The 19,443-nt window shown below is 39.9% G+C and carries 15 protein-coding genes; 10 read left to right on the top strand and 5 right to left on the bottom strand.

Features of this window, described 5'->3' with window-relative positions; all coding sequences use genetic code 11:
• Positions 1-80: 80 nt before the first annotated feature.
• Entirely contained in the window at positions 81-359 is a 279-nt protein-coding gene (locus tag ACLI08_RS14540) for a helix-turn-helix domain-containing protein (protein ID WP_411429236.1), read from the bottom strand.
• Positions 360-758: 399 nt separating this feature from the next.
• On the opposite strand from ACLI08_RS14540, the gene ACLI08_RS14545 reads away from it, so the two are divergent.
• On the top strand, positions 759-2,270 hold the full coding sequence (locus ACLI08_RS14545) for a MauE/DoxX family redox-associated membrane protein (protein ID WP_411429237.1): 1,512 nt from the start codon (positions 759-761) through the stop codon (positions 2,268-2,270).
• Positions 2,271-2,303: 33 nt separating this feature from the next.
• The gene (locus ACLI08_RS14550; protein ID WP_411429238.1) at positions 2,304-2,585 is read left to right on the top strand and encodes a DUF6520 family protein; all 282 of its coding nucleotides are present in this window, start codon (positions 2,304-2,306) and stop codon (positions 2,583-2,585) included.
• Positions 2,586-2,598: 13 nt separating this feature from the next.
• Here ACLI08_RS14550 and ACLI08_RS14555 read toward each other — a convergent pair whose 3' ends face one another.
• The 3 genes from ACLI08_RS14555 to ACLI08_RS14565 are packed head-to-tail and all read right to left on the bottom strand — an operon-like array spanning position 2,599 to position 9,467.
• Entirely contained in the window at positions 2,599-5,082 is a 2,484-nt protein-coding gene (locus ACLI08_RS14555) for an alpha/beta hydrolase family protein (protein WP_411429239.1), read from the bottom strand.
• Complete coding sequence (locus ACLI08_RS14560) at positions 5,069-6,436, bottom strand: RagB/SusD family nutrient uptake outer membrane protein (protein ID WP_411429240.1); 1,368 nt, start codon at positions 6,434-6,436, stop codon at positions 5,069-5,071. The genes ACLI08_RS14555 and ACLI08_RS14560 overlap by 14 nt, the downstream gene beginning before the upstream one ends.
• Before the next feature lie 10 nt (positions 6,437-6,446).
• Positions 6,447-9,467 (bottom strand): SusC/RagA family TonB-linked outer membrane protein, encoded by a 3,021-nt coding sequence (locus ACLI08_RS14565; RefSeq protein WP_411429241.1) that lies wholly within the window; start codon positions 9,465-9,467, stop codon positions 6,447-6,449.
• A gap of 580 nt (positions 9,468-10,047) precedes the next feature.
• Here ACLI08_RS14565 and ACLI08_RS14570 point away from each other — a divergent pair.
• The 3 genes from ACLI08_RS14570 (at position 10,048) to ACLI08_RS14580 (ending at position 13,042) form a co-directional block, all read left to right on the top strand.
• Positions 10,048-10,299, top strand: a complete 252-nt coding sequence (locus ACLI08_RS14570; protein ID WP_411429242.1) for a helix-turn-helix domain-containing protein — start codon at positions 10,048-10,050, stop codon at positions 10,297-10,299.
• 308 nt (positions 10,300-10,607) lie between these two features.
• Positions 10,608-12,596: a hypothetical protein gene (locus tag ACLI08_RS14575; protein ID WP_411429243.1), complete on the top strand. Its 1,989-nt coding sequence runs from the start codon at positions 10,608-10,610 to the stop codon at positions 12,594-12,596.
• Between the two features lie 203 nt (positions 12,597-12,799).
• On the top strand, positions 12,800-13,042 hold the full coding sequence (locus ACLI08_RS14580) for a hypothetical protein (protein ID WP_411429244.1): 243 nt from the start codon (positions 12,800-12,802) through the stop codon (positions 13,040-13,042).
• Here the strand turns inward: ACLI08_RS14580 and ACLI08_RS14585 are convergent.
• Positions 13,039-14,568, bottom strand: a complete 1,530-nt coding sequence (locus ACLI08_RS14585; protein WP_411429245.1) for an AraC family transcriptional regulator — start codon at positions 14,566-14,568, stop codon at positions 13,039-13,041. The two genes, ACLI08_RS14580 and ACLI08_RS14585, sit on opposite strands and share 4 nt — an antisense overlap.
• A gap of 477 nt (positions 14,569-15,045) precedes the next feature.
• On the opposite strand from ACLI08_RS14585, the gene ACLI08_RS14590 reads away from it, so the two are divergent.
• The 5 genes from ACLI08_RS14590 to ACLI08_RS14610 all read left to right on the top strand — a co-directional run bounded on the left by ACLI08_RS14590 (position 15,046) and on the right by ACLI08_RS14610 (position 19,435).
• Entirely contained in the window at positions 15,046-15,735 is a 690-nt protein-coding gene (locus ACLI08_RS14590; RefSeq protein WP_411429246.1) for a hypothetical protein, read from the top strand.
• Between the two features lie 42 nt (positions 15,736-15,777).
• Entirely contained in the window at positions 15,778-16,614 is an 837-nt protein-coding gene (locus ACLI08_RS14595; RefSeq protein WP_411429247.1) for a helix-turn-helix domain-containing protein, read from the top strand.
• Positions 16,615-16,679: 65 nt separating this feature from the next.
• Positions 16,680-17,519: an RteC domain-containing protein gene (locus ACLI08_RS14600; protein WP_411429248.1), complete on the top strand. Its 840-nt coding sequence runs from the start codon at positions 16,680-16,682 to the stop codon at positions 17,517-17,519.
• Positions 17,520-17,663: 144 nt separating this feature from the next.
• Positions 17,664-17,972 (top strand): helix-turn-helix domain-containing protein, encoded by a 309-nt coding sequence (locus tag ACLI08_RS14605; RefSeq protein ID WP_411429249.1) that lies wholly within the window; start codon positions 17,664-17,666, stop codon positions 17,970-17,972.
• Positions 17,973-18,049: 77 nt separating this feature from the next.
• Complete coding sequence (locus tag ACLI08_RS14610) at positions 18,050-19,435, top strand: DUF3945 domain-containing protein (protein ID WP_411429250.1); 1,386 nt, start codon at positions 18,050-18,052, stop codon at positions 19,433-19,435.
• Positions 19,436-19,443: the final 8 nt, after the last annotated feature.

Here is a 19,443-nt window from a genome sequence, read left to right on the forward strand (position 1 = left end):
AATTTTAACGGTAATTTCAAAGCAAAAATAGTGATTTTTTATCTTAAAACGCATCTTTAAAAAAGAATACTTTTAAACGATTATTCAGTATCAGTTTTACTGTCCATCAGTTTCAATATATCTTCGTATTTATAATATAGCAACCCACCAATTTTGCTGAAAGGTAATGTCCCCTTTAGGCGCAAATTTTGAAGGGTACCAATTGAAATGTTTAACAGTTTTCGAACGTCATTGCTTTTAAGCCATGCTTTTCCCTTCTCTTCTGGACGTTGGTTATTAACTTGAAACATTCTTATCTCATTAATCAGTTCTGTTTTGAAACGTTCAAAGTCATCCCTTGTAATCAAATCTACATTCATCTCTCTGACATTTAAGTATTCATAATTCATTAACGGCAACACGCAAGATATTGATTGAATTCCTATTAAATTAAATTTAGTATTCTTTGATTACTTTTGGCGCTCATTTGCAGTTAGGTACCATAAAGAAATTTGTCCACTCTTATCGTAAGATATAGTGATTGAGTCCTGACCACATTCCCCAGGACACGATTAAAAATATACTGCTTGAACTTAAAAAAGAAGTGAATTCGATAAAGAAAAAACTTCTATCATGGTTGTTTTATAATGGCTTGTATTTGAGTGTTTTTGGCTTGTATCTGTAGCCTTTTTATCTATTTAAACAATATACCTTGCCTGTATTAAACCTCTGATGTCTTATCAATACATTGATGAAACCTCAGTATAGCAATACAGGGAATGAAATTATCACCTCACGTTAAAAAAGCATTAGTTGATACCATCAGCCTGCTTTACACCTTGCTTTTTGTGTACGCAGCTACCAGCAAGCTTTTGGATTATAGCAATTTTCAAGTACAAATTGCCCAGTCGCCTTTGCTGAGTGCGTATGCAGGGATAGTTGCACCAATGGTTATTTCTGTAGAGTATCTCATTGTAATATTGCTATGGCTTAAACCATTGCGTAGTATAGGCTTATATGCTTCGTTTACTTTGATGGTTTCTTTTACGGTCTATATTTACCTCATTCTGAATTATAGTGAGTTCATTCCTTGTTCCTGCGGGGGCATTCTTGAAAAATTGGGTTGGACAGAACACATGGCCTTTAATATTGTATTTATTATACTAGCACTACTGGCGCTTTTGCTAACTGAGAGGATGTCAGGAAAGCGTATGGGAAGAATACTCGTTCTCCATCTGCTATGTTTGGGCCTCGGATCAAGCCTTGTAATTATACTTTTTTTGTCTTCTGAACACATCATAAAAAAAGAAAACAATTTTACCCGCAGGTTCTTACAGCACCCTTTAAACGATGAAACCGTATTTAATCTTGAAGCTGATTCCTATTATTTTGCAGGTTACGAAGATGGAAAAATTTTTCTGGGTAATTCTACCGCTCCACAGATACTGACCTTGGTTGATACACTTTTAAAAACGAAACAAAGTATAAGGCTAACACTGGATACTCCAAGACAGCGTTTCCGTTCGGTAAAGGTACAGGTACGTACACCCTACTTTTACATATACGATGGTACTGTCCCGGCAGTATTTAGGGGACGTTTGGGTGATTCTTCAGCTGTAAAAATAAATACTTCCGATATTTATTTTTCCCAATTGCAATTTGTAACCCCTGATACTTTTGTCTTCCGGGCACAAAGCGACAGTACCAAAACAAATGTGCTCGGGGCTTTTACACAAGGCAAAACCAATCCCGAAATCAGCTATGATTTGCTTAGCCGTCAATACGATGGCGTATTCGATACCGACGGTATGCTCCTTTATGACAGGAGGAGTAGGAACGTTATTTACAGTTACTTCTACCGTAACGAATTTTTAGTTATGGATTCAGGACTCAACCTTTTGCGGAGGCTACATACTATAGATACAATATCGCGTGCGCAGGTTACGGTCCGGGATCTGCCCGGCGGCACGCATAAGCTGGATGCACCCCCTCTAATTGTGAACAGGAATATGGAAGCTTACAATAATCTTCTTTTAGTGGAATCCAATCTTATGGGGAAATTTGAAACCCGTGAAATTTGGGATAGTGCTTCTGTTATTGATATATATGATACCAGAGAACAAAGTTATTTGGGTAGTTTTTTTATTGAACACCGCGGAAAAAAAAGACTGTCCCAAATGCTGCTGACGGATGAGTATCTTTTTGTCTTGTCCGGCAGGGAAATGTTACGTTACCGTTTAGCGCAGGCGATAACCAAACATTTCAAAAAGGGAGAAGCTGAAAACCCTTAAAATAGTAAGCAATCAATTTTAAATTTTAATATTATGAAAACTTTAAAAAGTGTCCTTTTGCCGGCTGTAATTGTTATAGCAGGCGTTAGTGCTGCATTTGCTACAAGCCCGGAGAAAAGCAGCGAAACAGTGTTGGAAAACGGTTTCTATTTTGATAGTACCGCGCCTACCATTAAATGTATTGAAACAGATGTACAGTGTAACCCTACCGGTAGTTCACTATGTACGTGGATTGATGCCAATAACGTAAGCCACAATCTTCAAAGAAAGGTTAGCAATACAGCTTGCGGTATGAACCTTTACAGGGTAAACTAAAAAAGGAAGGGAGCTATTCTGCTCCCTTTTCCATTTCCTTACTTATCCAGGCAATATTCTTTTGCCCCTTTAAAAAATAATCAAACCAGTTGAGTATCCTGATCGAAAGGTCTTGCTGCGCAGCACTTCCCTGAAGGCTATGGTCTTCCCCGCGATAAAAAAGCGCCACGACTTTTTTATCATTGCGGCGCAGGGCATTATAAAATGTGCGGCTTTCTTCCCATTTGATATTTTCATCTTTCAGTCCGGTCCATAGCAAGACCGGAGCGTTTACTTTATCTGCATTATACAAAGGATTGTTTCTGAAATACAGTTCTTTATCTGCTGAAAAAGGTTTGTACATCCTGTATTGAAATGATTCAAATCTCCAAAAAGACGGGCTTAAGAAATTAGTATTAAAAGTGTGATAGGTATTTACGATATCACTATTTCCTGCTCCTGAAACATAAGCAGCAAAGCGGTCGCTTTGCGTGGCTATAAAATTCGTTTCATACCCCCCAAACGAATGCCCGATAAGCCCAACTTTCCTCTGGTCAATATATTCTTTATTCCTGAGTACATCCAAGGCATTGGTAACGCACTGTAGGGCTGAGAGGCCAGAACCTGAATCCCCGTAGGCGATATCCGGGAAGAAAACAAAGTAGCCATTTTCCAAAAACACCCTCGGGTTGAATCCAATACCATCGTTATAACTCAAATTGAGGTATTGGTTTTTGCGGTGGCGCTGGTTCTCATAGATATGTACAACCATTTGAAACGTACCAGCCTCTTTAAAATTTACAGGATAGAACAAAACACCTTGTATTAGATTTCCCTGTCCATCAGGGTAAGATATTATTTCCTGCCGTATCCGTGCCAGAGAGGTATCATCCTTATTGCTCTGAAAAAGCACATGCTCCGGTATCCCATTCCCTTTGGTAACCAGCCTTGGCGGCAGGTTGTGGTCTTGTTCAAGATAAATCAGCCTGTTTATTTCCGGGTCATAATGTATTTCGGAGCATAAATGAGCGGATGGTGGGACAACTACTGTCTCCTTCCCCTTGTACCATTTTATAAATGAGGTAACAGCCTTTTCGGAGTCGAATAACCTGATGAGTAAAGGCCCTCCGTTATCAACTGAATTTTGGTACATTCCATGATTTGCCACTGCTTTGGATGCACCATTTACAATAGTAGCTTTATAGCCCGGCGTACTCAGTAGTGTTGTAAGCTTACCTTTGGCAATATTGAAAAACCACAACCCGTTTTCGCCTTCAAAAATAATCCCTTTGCCATCCTTGGTAAAAAAGGGTTTTAAAAGTTCCTTACTTCCAAAACAAGACGCGCTATTATTGTCGATGCCATATAACCACCATTTATCTTTTTTATACGATAAAACGAATTTACCGTTATTAGAAACATAAATGTCAAAAGGAAACGTATCCAATATACGGCTTGTGCCAGTATCTACGTCAATTACATTGAGTTCAACAGTAGGAAAAACCGTGGTGTAGTCCTGTAATTGATCAGGATTAAAGGCTAATACCTGTTTTACATTTCCAAGGTTTATCTGTTTTCTGAAATTTTGGTTACTAATCCTTTGCACTTTTTTCTCTGCCGGATACCATAGGTAGGCCTGTTCATCGCCCGGAGGCAGATATTTGTCTTGTAAGCGGGTATCATTCCCATACCAAATGTCTACGATGCCTTCATTAGGAGAAGACTGCGACGAAATACGGAGAAAATAGCCGTTGGGAGTACTCACTTTTTCTAAAAAACCGTTGTTGAATGGTACAGAAAGTATATCTGCTAATCGGAAAATCTTTGAACCATTAAGACATAGTATTTCCTGAAACGCACTCCCGGCAGCCCGTTCCCAAATCAGCAACTCATTGTCCTTATAGCCTTTTTCCACATTTTCTATAGTATGTCCTGTTGAATACACTTTTCTTTTCCCTATTGTTGAAATTATGTACAATTCATGATTGGGGGCGGTTACGGCTGCCACTTCGCTACTGGACAATACAAAAAAAGATTGTACCCCATCAAGTTGTTGAAGTGGCTTGCCATTTTGGTCGTACAGGATAAGGCGATCGGATTTTAAAGCGTCATAATGGATTACAAACAGGTTTCCGCCTTTCATATCCTTTACCTTTTGAGTGTGGTCAAAAAGGATACTGCTTTTGTTTTTCAGGTTCCACAGTTCAGTTTTACCTTTACCGGGCAGTAGTATTGCGTCCGATCCTATAAAATAACTTTCGCCCACCTTAGTCCTGAAGCCCATAGTCACACCGTCTACATTGTTAAATACCAATAAGGTATCACGGTTGTGCGCATGCGTGAGACGGACCATACTGTAATGTGCGTTGCCGCTAACTTTTACAGACTCCAGGTTTTGGCTCTTTTCTGCATCCTGTATAAGCCTTTCGGGAATTATCTGCGCAGTCAATGTATAAAAGGTAAACAGCAATAATGAACACAGTATTTTGTGTACCAATATGGAATTAGTAGCCTTCATTTTGTGGCGCAAGGTTTGGGTTTAAGAGCAGTTCATTCTGTGGTAGGGGCCAATTGCTTTTGTATGCCGACCAATATGGTTTTACATTTTCCAGTGCGTTGAGGTTTCCGGTACGCTTCAGGTCGGTAAACCGGATACCCTGTTCTGTGAAAAACTCACGTCTTTTTTCTTCCAGTATCTCCTGTACCAGAGTTTCCCTTGTGGTAGGCGCTACCTCCGCCAAGCCCGCACGTATCCTTGTAGCATTAAGGTACGGGAGCGCTTCTGATAGTTTGTCCTGCATCGCCATGGCTTCGGCAAGTAGCAGATATACTTCTTCCAGTCGAAAGACGATAGAGTATTCATTTGTATTGTTACCGGAGAGGTTTTTATATTTATTTGGGCGGTACCACAATTGCCCCCCTGCAGTTATTTCACTTATCCATAGTGTCCTTCTTAAATCATCGGAAGTGAAAGTACTGACAAGCCCAGCAGTAAGCGCATAGGCTGACGGTGGGCCATCTTCAAAGTAATAAAACGAAGCTTCCTGTGTAGCATCTCCGGAATATTGCGGAGGTACCTGCCACAGGATGTGCGCACCTGAGTTATGGAACACTTCATTAATATCCGTCTCGAACTGATACAATGGTGAATTGATAATACTCAGCGCTGCCTGTTCAGCCTCAGCATACTTGTTTTGTAGCATGTATACATGTACCAGAAGCAATTCCGCTACTTGGCGGTTGGGATAAATCCGTTGCGGATCACGATAGGTATCGCTTAACATACTTATAGCGCTAAGAAGATCCGTCTTAAGAAGGGCTATGATTTGCGTACCACCAAGTTTGCTGAGCTGCCTGTTATGTTCGTAGTCAATTGTTGCCGTGTAAGGAATGCTGTCAAATATCCGCTGAAGGTCCAGGTATATCATGGAACGGATAACCATTGCTTCACCCATTATTTGCTGCCTGTCGGTATCAGCCAGCGACGTGGAATTTTGCGCCCCCATTATTATGGCGTTAGCCGCATAAATTTGCAGGTAAGCGTTTTTCCATACCGTTTCTATTACCGTATTGGTCGGCAATTGCTGGTTGGTACTGATATCTTTATGGCCGTTAAGGGCGGTGTAATAGCAATCCAGGTCATCAGCATAAGAGCCCAGCAAGGCACCCATACCGGCACCGTTCCCTGAAACCAGTGAGTTGCTTCGCAGGTTATTGTATAGTCCTGAAAGCGCCGAATAAGCCGTTTGCGCATCTTCAAACACCTGCTCGGTGCCGATTTGGTTATTGGGCATATCCGTTTCAATCATTTTATCGCAGGATGCCATGCCGATGAGCAGGCAGCCGAAGAAAATTCTTTTAATTTTTTTCATAATCAATTTTTTAAAAATTCAACTGTACGCCAAATGAAACGGTCTTTAATGGAGGTAAAAAACCGATTTGGGTAAATTCAGGATCAAGTCCAAAGTATTTCGTGAAGGTCAACAGGTTTTGCCCCTGCACGTAGAACATTGCTTCTTTAATAATGTGGTTTACCGGAATGCGGTAATTGAGCTGGATATTTTTTAAACGGATATAAGAAGCATCACTTACCGCAGCCGTACTGTTCATGAAATAATTGTGTAGCCGGTTTTTCTCTGGGTTAGCCCCGGAAGTGTAAGGCATATAATTACCCTGGGGATTATCAGCAGACCATACGTTCAGGACTTCCACGGGCTGGTTGTTCATAGTTCCCGGCGTAGGCATCATGCTATTATAATTCCATTGGTTTTGTTTGACAAACTGGAACAGGAAAGCAAGCCCCCAGTTTTTATACGAAAGATTACTGGAGATACCCCCAAAATAGCGCACCCCAACATTTTTTATGACCTTATTATCTTCAGGCGATGTTACAGCCCCGTCACCGTTAAAGTCTGTAAATTGGTACAGTCCGGTCTGTGAATCAAGACCTTCAAAATTATAGAGCTTGACGATGGACACCGGTTGCCCGACTACATAACGATTGGCATAGCTTGAACCTTCAAGTTCAGGAAAGGCAACCAGCCTGTTTTTAGGAATATTGATATTGAAGTTGGTTTCCCACCTGAAATTACCTGATTTTACAGGTACAACCGCCAGTTCAAATTCCCAGCCTTTATTTTCGACAGTAGCCGGAAGGTTGGCCAGTACATTTGCAAACCCGGTCGTAGCAGGCAGTGGTATCCCAACAAGTTGGTTTCCGGAACGGTTACGGTACCATGCAGCGGTAATATTGATACGGTCGTTTAGCAGCCCTGCTTCAACGGCTGCTTCCAGTTTGGTGGTCTTCTCCCAACTGAAGTTAGGGTTATATAAGCGTGACGGCGTAAGGCCAGTGTAATTACCATATAAGTTTCCTGTAACCGAATACGTATCAAGATATTGATAATCGCCAATCTGGTCGCTGCCCGTGCTGCCGAAACTTCCCCTTAGCTTTCCATAGTTCAACCAATCGACGTTGCTTAAAAAACTTTCTTTTGAAAAAATCCACGCACCACCTAAAGCGCCGAAGTTTGCAAAGCGGTTATCCGGCCCGAAGCGGCTCGATCCATCCCTACGGCCGGTAATATTGAGGATATACCTTTGGTTGTACTTATAGTTTATCCTCCCGAAGACTGCCCCATAATTATATTCGGTACGGCTGTCTTGCGATATTACCTGTGTCGTTGCCGCCGAAATATTCGACAAGAGTGTATTGCTTTGAAAACCGTAGCCTTCGACATTCAGGTTATCTGATGTTGTTTTCTGATACGTAGCCCCTGCGAGGATTTCGAGCTCATGGTTCCCTTTGCTAAACGAATACTGTAATTGCGGTTCTAACAGATAGGAAAATCGATCCTGAGTTCCTTTAAAAGCCATCGAACTCTCAGAGGTAATCCCGTAGGCGGGATTATACATGGTGTTTGGTCTTAAGGACATATCCTTAAATGAAAGGTAGTTAATCCCTCCATTGAATTTCAATGATAAAGCAGGCAGTAGCTTGTAGCCTAAATTTACATTGGTATTGAACGACTTGGTGTTATTTTCGTAGGTGCTCTCAAACCCTGCCACAGGATTGGTAAAAGTATTGCCTTCCCAGTTCAGGCTTCCGTCACTGTTGTACAATGCGGGTGCATTAGGACTCAGGGTTAGCGCCTGCCGTGTCAGGTCATCATTGACCACATTATTGCTTTGGGCGGAAAACAGGCCGGAAAAGTTTAAGGTAAATTTTTGGTCTTGTGAGCGGTGGCTTACATTGGTTGCAAGGTTGTTGGTCTTGTACTTAAAGTCATTTGAGAACACAGTGTTTTGTTCGTTATGGCTGGCGCTTATTAAAAAGCGTGTGCTATCATTCCCACCATTCATAGAAAATTGCAGCATAGAATTGTTTGCAGTCCTGCCCAAGAGTTCTTTTTGCCAATTGGTATTCTTTGCGGCATCCCATGTACCATTAACATCGTAGGCATAGTCCGGGATTGTAGCTATCCCATCGTTCGCAAAAGCCTGTTGGCGTATTTGGAGGTACTGCTGAGTATTCATCATTTGCATTTCTGAAGCTACCTTACTGAAACCAGAGCTCGAATTAATGCTGAATGAAGTTTCACCAGATTTACCTTTTTTCGTGGTCACCAGTACAACGCCGTTGCCTCCCCTGGAACCGTATATGGCCGTTGCATCTGCATCCTTCAGCACCTCTATGCTTTCAATATCGTTAGGGTTTATGGCATTTAGGGGATTGATGGTCCCGGCAGGCAATATAGTCCCTGCCAGCATAGAGGCAGACTGTTCACTTATGGGTACACCGTCAATGATATACAGGGGTGCATTTCCGTCGCTGCGAAGGCTATTGGTTCCCCGTATCTGTATGTTGTAGCCACCACCCGGCACACCGGTATTTTGGGTAATATTTACCCCGGCCATACGCCCCTGTATGGTAGATAAAACATTGGTAACCGGTTGGTTTTGGATGTCTTTTGCTGTAATACGGGAAATATTACCCGTGCTTTCCCTCTTTTTAACGGAGTAATACCCTGCATTGATTTCCACCTCTTCCAGTTGGGTGGTATCTTCAACAAGCGTAACCGACAAAACTATCTGACTGCCCACAGCAACCTCAACGGTTTTATATCCTAAAAATGAAAATACCAACACTTCATCAGGTGAAGCCATAATAGAGAATTTCCCGTCACTATCGGATACTACAGAGCGATTAGTACCTTTTACCATGACAGTAACGCCCGGTAACGGCCCGGAGCTATCGGAAACAGTCCCTGAAATGGTTTGTTGAAAATAAGCCACACCATAGGGTGAAGCATGCGCCCGGGCCAAGGCGGTACAAGGAAAGGATGCTAACATAGAAGAATAGAAAAGCAGCCTTAGCCCATTGTTAGCTGAAATAAATTTCATAACATTGGTTAAGATTAGTGAAACAAACGATTTTATTGGTCTATGCCTTCCGTGAGTCGCCAAACTAGACGGAGGGCTTTTTTATACCCAAAAACAAAAAAGAAACCCAGCCTTTCCTCAACTAACTCATAAAAGGAATACCAGTACAGGCCGGGCCACTTAACTATGAAAAAAAAAATAAACTATAGGAATATCATTACAGATTAAACCTAAACTGCTGCGAAATCAATGTTGAAATAAGAAGTAAAACGCTAAGAAAGTAAGCAGAGAGATTGTCCTTAAAAAGGAGGCGTGGGTTTAAACTCGGCTTATGCTATAGAAGGATTTACTGGACTACCTTTGCACGCATAAGTGAGCCCACGCCGTATGGCGTGAGCATTTACACTTATCTGTCTTGCGTGCTTTGAAAAAGTGTCCAGTTTTTTCTATAGCAAGATTCAAAGCGAATGCTTCATTATCTTCTGAAGTATCGCAAAATTACACTTCTCAAAAGAAGTACATTCACAAATATAAATAAAAAACAACAACGGTACCCTGTAGGGTATCAAAATTTTTCTTTTTTTCTTTGAATTTTAACTCTATGGACGATATAGATTTTAAGGAAGAAAGAAAACGATTTGGCCAACATATTCTAGCACTAAGACAAAATATCAAGAGTACTGAATATGAGGGACGTCCTATATCCCAACAGGAGTTAGCAGACCGTAGCGAGTACATAAATAAGAAAACAATCGGCCAAATAGAACGAGGAGAAATAAATGTAAAGTTCGATACTTTAATTGCCTTAGCTAAAGTTTTAGAAGTAGAATTTGATGAACTTTTTAAATATTAAGCATCTGAGGCTATTTCAAATCACATAAAAAAAATCCTTAAATATATATCTGTTTTATTCGAAGCATTAATTCACTCTTATTTGTAATTTTTGAATATGAATTAAACATTTAAGAGATTCTGTAATTATTGGTGTAACTAATACTATAGGAAAGATATGTGAATTTAACTTTTGATTACAATCGAAAAAGAAAGATAAATAATTTTGGATGTCCATAATTATTAAAAATTAATGAATATTTATTTGATAATTTTTTAGCTAAAAAAACATATTAATTTATATTTTTATAACTTAATATATTTATTTATATGGATAAAATCATCAAAACACTTCATCTTAGATTAGATAGCACTTCAAGATCCTTAACAAAGAATGCAATTTCACAATTAATTGTACGAATACTTTTTCAAAATGGAAAACCTTTAACCTTGGGACAAATCGGTACTCAAGTTGCTAGTCTATTACAAACGTCAATTGCAGAAGAAAGAATTATTGATGGTATTTCGAAGTTATCCGAAAAAAATGAGATTAAGTTAATAAAAGATAAATATGATCTAACCAAATCTAATCGTAGAACTTTAGAAAAAAGATATGAAGAATCTAAAGATCGGCTAGAGAGAATAATAGATAATTATTTTACTCCTTTTAACTCTTCTAAAGAAAGTATAATTGAATGGTTTTCTGATGCTACGGTAGAATTCTTCAAAGCTTACTCAATTGAATGGATCTCTGATTTGTGCTACACTAAAACAGATAGACTTAAAACAAAAAAAGAAGACATATTTAGCCATATTTCACGCAGAACTAGACATAATAAAGATTTAGATCCAACGGATTATGATAGTCTTATTGAAAAATTTATAGATGCTATAATCTATAGAAAAGATGTAGATCTGGATGCTCACTTATGGCAATACGGAACTTCAGCATTTGCAGCAAATCTTTTGCAGTCATCTGTTGGCGCCGACCCCATGTCAATTAATGCATTTAGAGATTCGAAATGTATTTTAGATACAAATGTGTTAATGAACATAGGACTTGAAGCTAGTGAATATCACGATGCGATCAAGAAACTTGAGGTAGTATTTGAAAAACTTAATATTACAACGGGCTATTTCCATATTACTGAACAAGAATATATTAAAACGATAGCGAATAAAAAGAAAGAAATCCTGAGAGCTGCATCACGATTTTCCCACGAGGTAATTAAGGCTACTGATGATCACTTTTTACAGTCAGCGGTAAAGCGGAAATGTTTTTTGATAGAAGACTTTGAAAATTTCTGTAATCAAATTGCTAATCCGCCTAAAAGATTAGATGCGGTTAAAGAAATTCAGATATTTAACAATTCAGAAGAATTAGACAAGGAAATAGAAATAGCTCAGAATGATTCTGAAAAAAGAGAAATCATTAATAATATCTACAAGACTGTTACAGGTAATGATAAAAAGGAAGCTCCCCTGCTACATGATGTCGGAATTATTGCTGGAACAGAATATTTAAGAAAAAAAGAGAAAGCGTTTATACTTTCACAAGAAATTTCTGTAAACCGATATTCTCATAGTAAGCCCGTAAAAGATGATTTACCAATTGCGATTAAACTAGAAACATTAATAAATATGCTGGCAATTGACAATGGCGGAACTAATGTTAATCCACTTGACTTTTCAACATTGTTTGCTAACATGATAAGGTTCGATTTACATCCTGATAAAAATACTTTTCAAATAGCTGATTTGTCAAAATTATTGGATACGGAATTACAAATTGAGCAGTTACCCGCTGACGAAGTAATTAAAATTGCACAAAATTTACATGCAAATAGACTTAAAGGTTTACCTGATGATGAGATAGGCTTAGCGCTTAACCGAGAGTTTCAAGATGTGAAATTGAAATTTGTACAAGACTTAGATATTGTATATGAAAATCTAACACATGAAAAGAGGGAGCACCAAATTAAATCGAGCAAGCTTGATAAAACAGAAAAAGCTCTTAAGGAAAGAATTAGACTTGAAGAAACAACTGCCTACGAAAAAAATGTCTTGATTAGCAATCTAAAATGGTTTCTTTTACTACCCGGAGCTATTGCTATTTTAACGTGTTTCGGCATTTATTATTATACAGAGAAAACAGAGTCTTCTTATAATAATTATTTTATTGGGATTGCCATAAACATTGTTTTTTGGATACTATCCTCTATAACTGTAACAAAACCTAAACTTTTTAGAAGAAATGAAATGCTAAAAATAAAAATGGAAAAAACTATTGAAGAAAGATTTGAAAAAGAGACATCATAAAAGGTTGCATAGATATATAAGTAAACTTAGCAAAGTATCTTAGGATTGTATAAAGTTTAAAAGATATCTAGGTGAATCAATTAGATAATTTAAACAGAATGCAGATTGTAGCTTAAAATCTCTGTAAGTTTCACATCTCTGTTCTAAATTTATGGGATGATAAAATTTGTGTATTTTCGCGGCTTCAATAAACAGCTATACTTTTGAAACTCCACGATTGCCAACAAGAAATTAAAGAGCGCCAGTATTTAGTTGGTATGGAACTCGAACACGAGTCCGGTACCCACAAGATAAAAGTTGATGCTTTAGATCCTTTTGAGATTACCGGTACCGGTTTGTATTATATCCGTTGCCGTTATTATAAGCAGAATGAAGAAGGTGTTTATGGGACGACACTTTTGGCCAACAAGCTTAACGACCTGCTTACCTATTATATCGCCCATTAAGATGGTTCGCCATTGTCGTCTAATTCTTTTCTTAGCTTTTCTATAAATACCCTGGGAGACATTTCCGTGTATGTTTTAAAAGCGGCTACAAAGCGTTGCGTACTGGTAAAACCCGCCTCGGCAGCCAAGGCATCATCCGTAAATATCCGCAGCAAGCGGTTCGTTTTAAGTGCTTTTATGATGTATTGTATTTTAAGGCTGTTGACATAATTGTTATAGGATTGTTTTTTATGAAATGAGATAATCTCAGAGGTATAACGGTTGTTAGCTCCCACATACTCGGCGAGTGCCGTGAGGCTGGTGTTACTTTTTAGATACTCCTTATTGGCTTCCCATTTTTTAAGAGCCTGTAACACTTTTTGTACGGTATCTTTCGGAATTGCCAGTTCTTTAAGGATATTTTTATCAGGTTTCATTGAAAGCCTTTGGTTTTCCTGCATCAGTTCCTTAAATATTTTTTCCTGCCTTTTGCGGTTGGTTTTCCATTTATAGGATATGAACAGCGTTATTGCCAACAATGATATCGAACTTATGATTAATAAGTTATTATTGCTCTTTTGCCTGTATAACGCCTTTTCCATTTTTTGTTTTTCGAGGAGTAATTCACGGTCATCATAATTTTTATGGATGCTGTCAAAAAGATGGTCATGCGTTATTCGTAAAATACTGTCAGCCTTTAATAAACGGTCTACATATTTTAGTACTTCACCCTGATTATTATTATCCTTGTAATAGTCGATTAGCAACTCGTAGTTTTCCCTGAGATCCGGGCGGATGTATTCGCTCCGGATAAATTCATCATCCACTTTTTTAAGATACGGTATACCTTCACGGAAGTTCTTTTGCGCCCAATAACTTTTACCGATATAGAAATTGGCAACGGCCAGGTTTGCATAATCATTCAGATTCGTCAGTGGCACAATGGACTGCTTTAGTTTAGCTATTGCTGATGCGTAATTCGATGTAAAATATTCATTGAGCCCATCCAGATGCAGGAAATAGCAATCCATACTATGGTTATGTAGGCGTTTTGCCTCTCCGACACCTAAACTAACCATCCTGGCGGCATTCCCGTAATCCCCGCTTTTATTGTATGCCAACCCAAGAGAATGGATGGTATTTAAGTATGCCCTGGTGTTTTCATCTTTAAAATACTTCAGGCATTGTGTAAGGAGTTCAATCGCCTCTCGGTTTTGACCCAAATAGTATTTTTCCTGAGCTATGTTGTATTTGAGCTTATACGAAAGGTAAGGATCGTCGGCCCTTTCGAGATACGTCCGCGCGGCAATATAATTTTCTAAGGCTTCCTGATGTTTTTTCATGCCATAAAAAACGATCCCACGGGAAAGATAAGCGGAACCAATTAATTTGTCGTCATTGGATTTTAATGCTGCCTTTACCATGCTGTCGGTATAAATAATTTTTAAAGTTCCTTCAGAATGATCGACATAGTTTTTATATCCCTGAATCAGTAGTTCAAAGTCAGTCCCTGCCTTGGCGTTATCCAGGAATGCTTTTAAGTACAATTGCTGGTATGTAGTATTGTCTTTAGTTTCCTTTATCTTTCTGAAAAGATAGGAATAGTCTTTCCCTGTTAAGGAGTCTTTTAGAGAGGCGTATGCGCATGTTTCACATATTAATGCACATAAGCAACAAAATGCAGTTTTAAGATGGATGCCGGTTATCATTTGCAAGCGTAATAATAGTTTCTGTGTCGGTTAAGAATCAGGCAGTAGTAAGGCAAACGATATGGTAAGGCTATTCAAAAGTAATTAAATGCCCTGTATTTGTTGGGCTTTTAACAAAATTTAAGACTGTGGATTTTCCGAAAATCAGTAGTAAAAATACGAATACCCGAAGTGTAACAGTTGCGCGGTGTTATGCGTGCCTATAGTTTTGTCGTGAATTCAGAAACCAAGGGTTACGTGATTGTAACCTGGCAGTTTGTCTATCCGGATAAATGAACTGATTAAAACGAATCAGTAACATTTAAAAACGAAACTATGAAAAATGTTCTTTTACCCGGGCTACTGTCCGCAGTGCTGCTTATGGCCTGTTCCTCCGATACCGAACTGACACCTAACGAGGCAGTTTATGGACAAACTATGAAATCCACTGCTTTGCAGGCCGAAAATAAATTGAATCCCTATGACAGCATAGGGCGTAATTACAGGGAGTTCTTATCAGAATACCAAAATACAGGCTATAACCCAACTACATTTTCCGGAGTATCGACTGCTATTGCCACGATTATGGGTAGTAAAGCAGTTGCCATTGACAACAATGAACAGGCTTTATTTTCGACGAGTATAAATTTACCCTCATCAACGTTGACTTCGGTTTTGGCTAATTCCACGCTTTCGCAGGGTGCCAAAGATTATCTTACAACCTTCGTTGATGACTTTGCAACCCTGAGGCAGCAACCGTTTGCAAGTGCTTATACTGAAATTGTAAATTTTGAAAATACCATAACGAACTCGATTGCTCTGACCACGAACGACCAAGGGGTACTCTTTACCGTTACTTCTTTGGCGCGTTATTCCCTAGACCACAGCTGTTGTGAAGATACCGATTGGGAAACATCGGTAGGCAATATCGTTGCAGCAACGTCAGGAGCTTTAACCGATTCAAACAAGGCCATGCAGTATCTATTGATCTCCCGTATTGCACAGCATGAAAACATAACCTTTTAAAATTGATGCCCGGTACGCCGGGCATTTTAATACCTGTATGTTATGGAATTTATCTCAAAAAAATTACCTGCTGAGGTATACGTATACAAAGGCTTAGCTGTCGAAATTCAAAATATATCCTGCTCCGGGCATTTTATTTTAGTTTTCGTTAAATCAGGGATAATGCGCATATTGGTGGACGGGGTGAGCATGCTCGGCGTATCCGGTGAAATTATTGTTGCGGTCAGCCAGGAATATTACCAGGTAATCCATGCCGGGAAAAAGCTGTTTTGTTATATCGTAAAAATCAACCGGGAATTCATATTGGAAACCAAAATGTTCAATCATTTCATAGAGACTTTTATCAAGAAACACCCCTTAAAAATAATCCCGGACGCGTTTGAACAGAAAGTACTCAGCCGTATTATGAAACTCCTTATGTATTATTCCACGGTCCAGGATGGTATTTCGCAATTATCTGTACAATCATTCTCAATGACTTTGAGCCTGTTACTTTTTCAAACGGGTTGGTTATACAATCATTCGAACCCCTCTGAAAACACGACCTACAACCGGAAAGAAGCCCTGACCATGGGGTTTCTAAAGTTATTACTAAAGCATTTTAGGCAGGAACAAAATATAGGTTTTTATTCCGGTGTATTATGTGTTACGGATGGTTATTTAAACAAGGTAGTACGGGAAGTAACCGGCAAAACGGTTGGCTTTTGCATTGCCGAAATCCTTATTAGTGAAGCGAAATACCTGTTAGTGCACCATAGTGACGGTATTGAAACAATCAGTGAACAACTGGGCTTTTCATCGGGCGGTAGTTTTCGCCGTTTTTTCAAAAGGCACACGTTGTTTACCCCACTGGAATTTCGGAAGCGATTCCAGGTATAAGTATCCAATGCCTTGCTGCGAATTCAGAAAAAGAAAAATGATGTTTAGGATTAAATCGCACGTGTATGATAAAAATTGCTTTTTATAAAGGGTTACTCATTGATATCAATCAGAAGGAACAGCAATTCTCTGCTACTGGAGGCGATGTTGTACTGCAATCCAGTGACATGATTGTCCATCTTCACGAAACCCTGCACCGTTTAAGGGAATATCTTCTCGGACTGAAATCCGTTACAAATCAGGAAGAAATCGAATTGTTTAAAGAGGTTAAGCCGCAAGTATTGGGGAAATTGATTTTTTACAATGAAGTATATCGGATAGAGACCTCCTGTCCGTTCTCAGAAGGGAAAATGTACATTAAATATTTTTCAGGGCAACTGAAGTTGTTAAAGAAAAACAGCCGGTTGTACAGGGATAATGAGTTTTTCCGGTATTACCGTTCCGGGCGTTCTGACAGGGACGGCGAGTATTTTGTCAGAGGGCAGTTACACCATTTTACAGGACTCAACAGCTTTTATTTTGAAACCGACCCCAATTTCTCCACCTATTACGACCACCTGCTGGCACGGATCATCGCGCACGAATTGTTGTATGCCTTCCTGCTTACACGCATAGACCCGGAAACAAGGAGTACCAGTCTATCGGTTATCCCTGATGAGTTACGCTGGACCGGAACCAAGAATGCCCTCATCGAATTAATATATGCACTTTACATTGCCGGCGTTATTTCAAATGGAAAGATCGGCCTGCGTAAAATTACGTTAATCTTTCAATCGATCTTCAAAACGCCCTTGGGCGACGTACACCACGCTTTTCACCGTATGAAAGATAGGTCCGGTAAGCGGACGCTATTCATTGACCAGCTCAAAGATTCATTGGAACATTATATGGATAAAAGTTTATAGGGATACCAATCCCCTTAAAACAGGCAGCACAGTGATGTGCTGCTTTTTTTAGAAAAAAAATAAATACCCATTGGCACACCTTGGCACACCAGGTCATGACTTATATAAAACTTTGAGATAGTATTAATCTCAAAATGTAAAGCCATGAACATAGACCGAATGGAATTTAATGCCTGGATGGAACGTGTAATGCAACGTTTCGATTTACTGACACAAAGGATCCGGGAGAATGAACAGCGCCACAGCAGCATTGATGGTGAGGAGTTGCTGGACAATCAGGATGTATTACAAATGCTCAAGATCAGTTCGCGTTCGTTGCAACGCTACCGCTCAGCCGGTAAACTGGCCTACTACACCATTAGCGGAAAACTCTACTACAAGCTTTCCGATATCCACCAATTTATCCGTGAGAGTTTCCATAAACCGGTGCGGCTGCCAGGGGACGCAAAATGACTAAATGTGCCATCGAGAGACAATCCTTCCTTTGTCACGAAGCCTACAGTAGTTTAGGTTAGCTAAACATTAGAACTATGGAACATCAGCCCGAAATGAACGAGATGCTGCTGGTGCTTGATAAGCAAAAGAACCAGATCAGCGCGGTGAAGAAGCTGGGAAAGGACGGTAAGCTTGAAACGGTTCCACCTGACGAGAAAGGCGAAGCCCAATTCATGAGGGTAGACCGCAACGGCAACTTTTTCAGCAACCTGTTTTCGAACTTCCAGCGCCAGCTGACAGACCCTACGCGGTTTGACTTTTTCAGCGTACCGGTAACAGAAGGAAAACAGATCGCGGCGGAACTGCAACAGCATCTCAACCATTTGGGCGCAGCAGCCCAAAAGCTGATGTCTAAGTATGCGCTTAATGCAGAATATCAACATAAAAATCATAATAGTATGGACACACAAGAATCAAATGGAAAAACGGAAGAGTACCGTTTCAAACCCGAACAGGTAAACTGGAAATCCTTAGCCGACTTAGGACTGACCAAGGATCGCCTCGAAAAGATCGGGGCACTGGAACCGCTACTAAAAGGCTATAAAACTGACAACCTGATACCACTCACCCTTACGATGGGTGATGCTGTAGCTAAGCTTGACGCCAGGCTTTCGTTGCAGCAGAACGATGCCGGACAGGTGGTGGTTGCGATGCACGGTATTAGAAAAGAGCCGAACCTGAATTACCCATTTTTCGGGCATGAGTTTACTAAAGAAGACAAAGAGAACCTGTTGAACACCGGCAATATGGGAAGGGTTGTCAATTTGTTTAACCAAAAGACCAGCGAGTTGGTCCCGTCGGTAATCAGTGTTGACCGGAAAACCAACGAACTCGTAGCCTATAAGGCAGAATGGATGCAGATACCCGATGAAATCAAGGGCATAAAGCTTAACGAGCAGCAGAAACAGACGCTTCAGGAAGGTAAGCCCTTACAGCTGGAAGGCATGACTTCCAAAAAAGGTGAAGCTTTTGACGCTACGGTACAGTTCAATGCAGATAAGCGTTATGTGGAATTTCTGTTTGACCGCAACGGGCAAAACCAATCGCAAGGAAGAACCTATGCTGAGGCTCCTAAGGAATTCCGTGGAAAGGAGCTTACTGACGAGCAACACAGTAAATTAAAGGAAGGCCTTACGGTATATGTCAGCGGACTAACAGACAAGCAGGGCAAGGAATACCAGGGGTATATCACCTACAATCAGGAAAGTGGCAAAGTAGGTTTTTCGTTTAACAACCCTTCTAAGTCTAAAGAAGAAGCGATGCCTGCCGAAGCTAAAAATACGCAGTCAGCTGCCAAAGCAGAACATAATGCTTCGGAAGAAACTAAAAACGGCAAGCAGCAAAAAGCAACGCAGGATAAATCCGACACTGCTACAGAAGAGCAACAGGCACCGGCAAGGAAACGCGGTATGAAAATGTAAATTTAAAA

This window comes from Flavobacterium sp. RNTU_13, assembly GCF_046614455.1.
Classification (GTDB): domain Bacteria; phylum Bacteroidota; class Bacteroidia; order Flavobacteriales; family Flavobacteriaceae; genus Flavobacterium.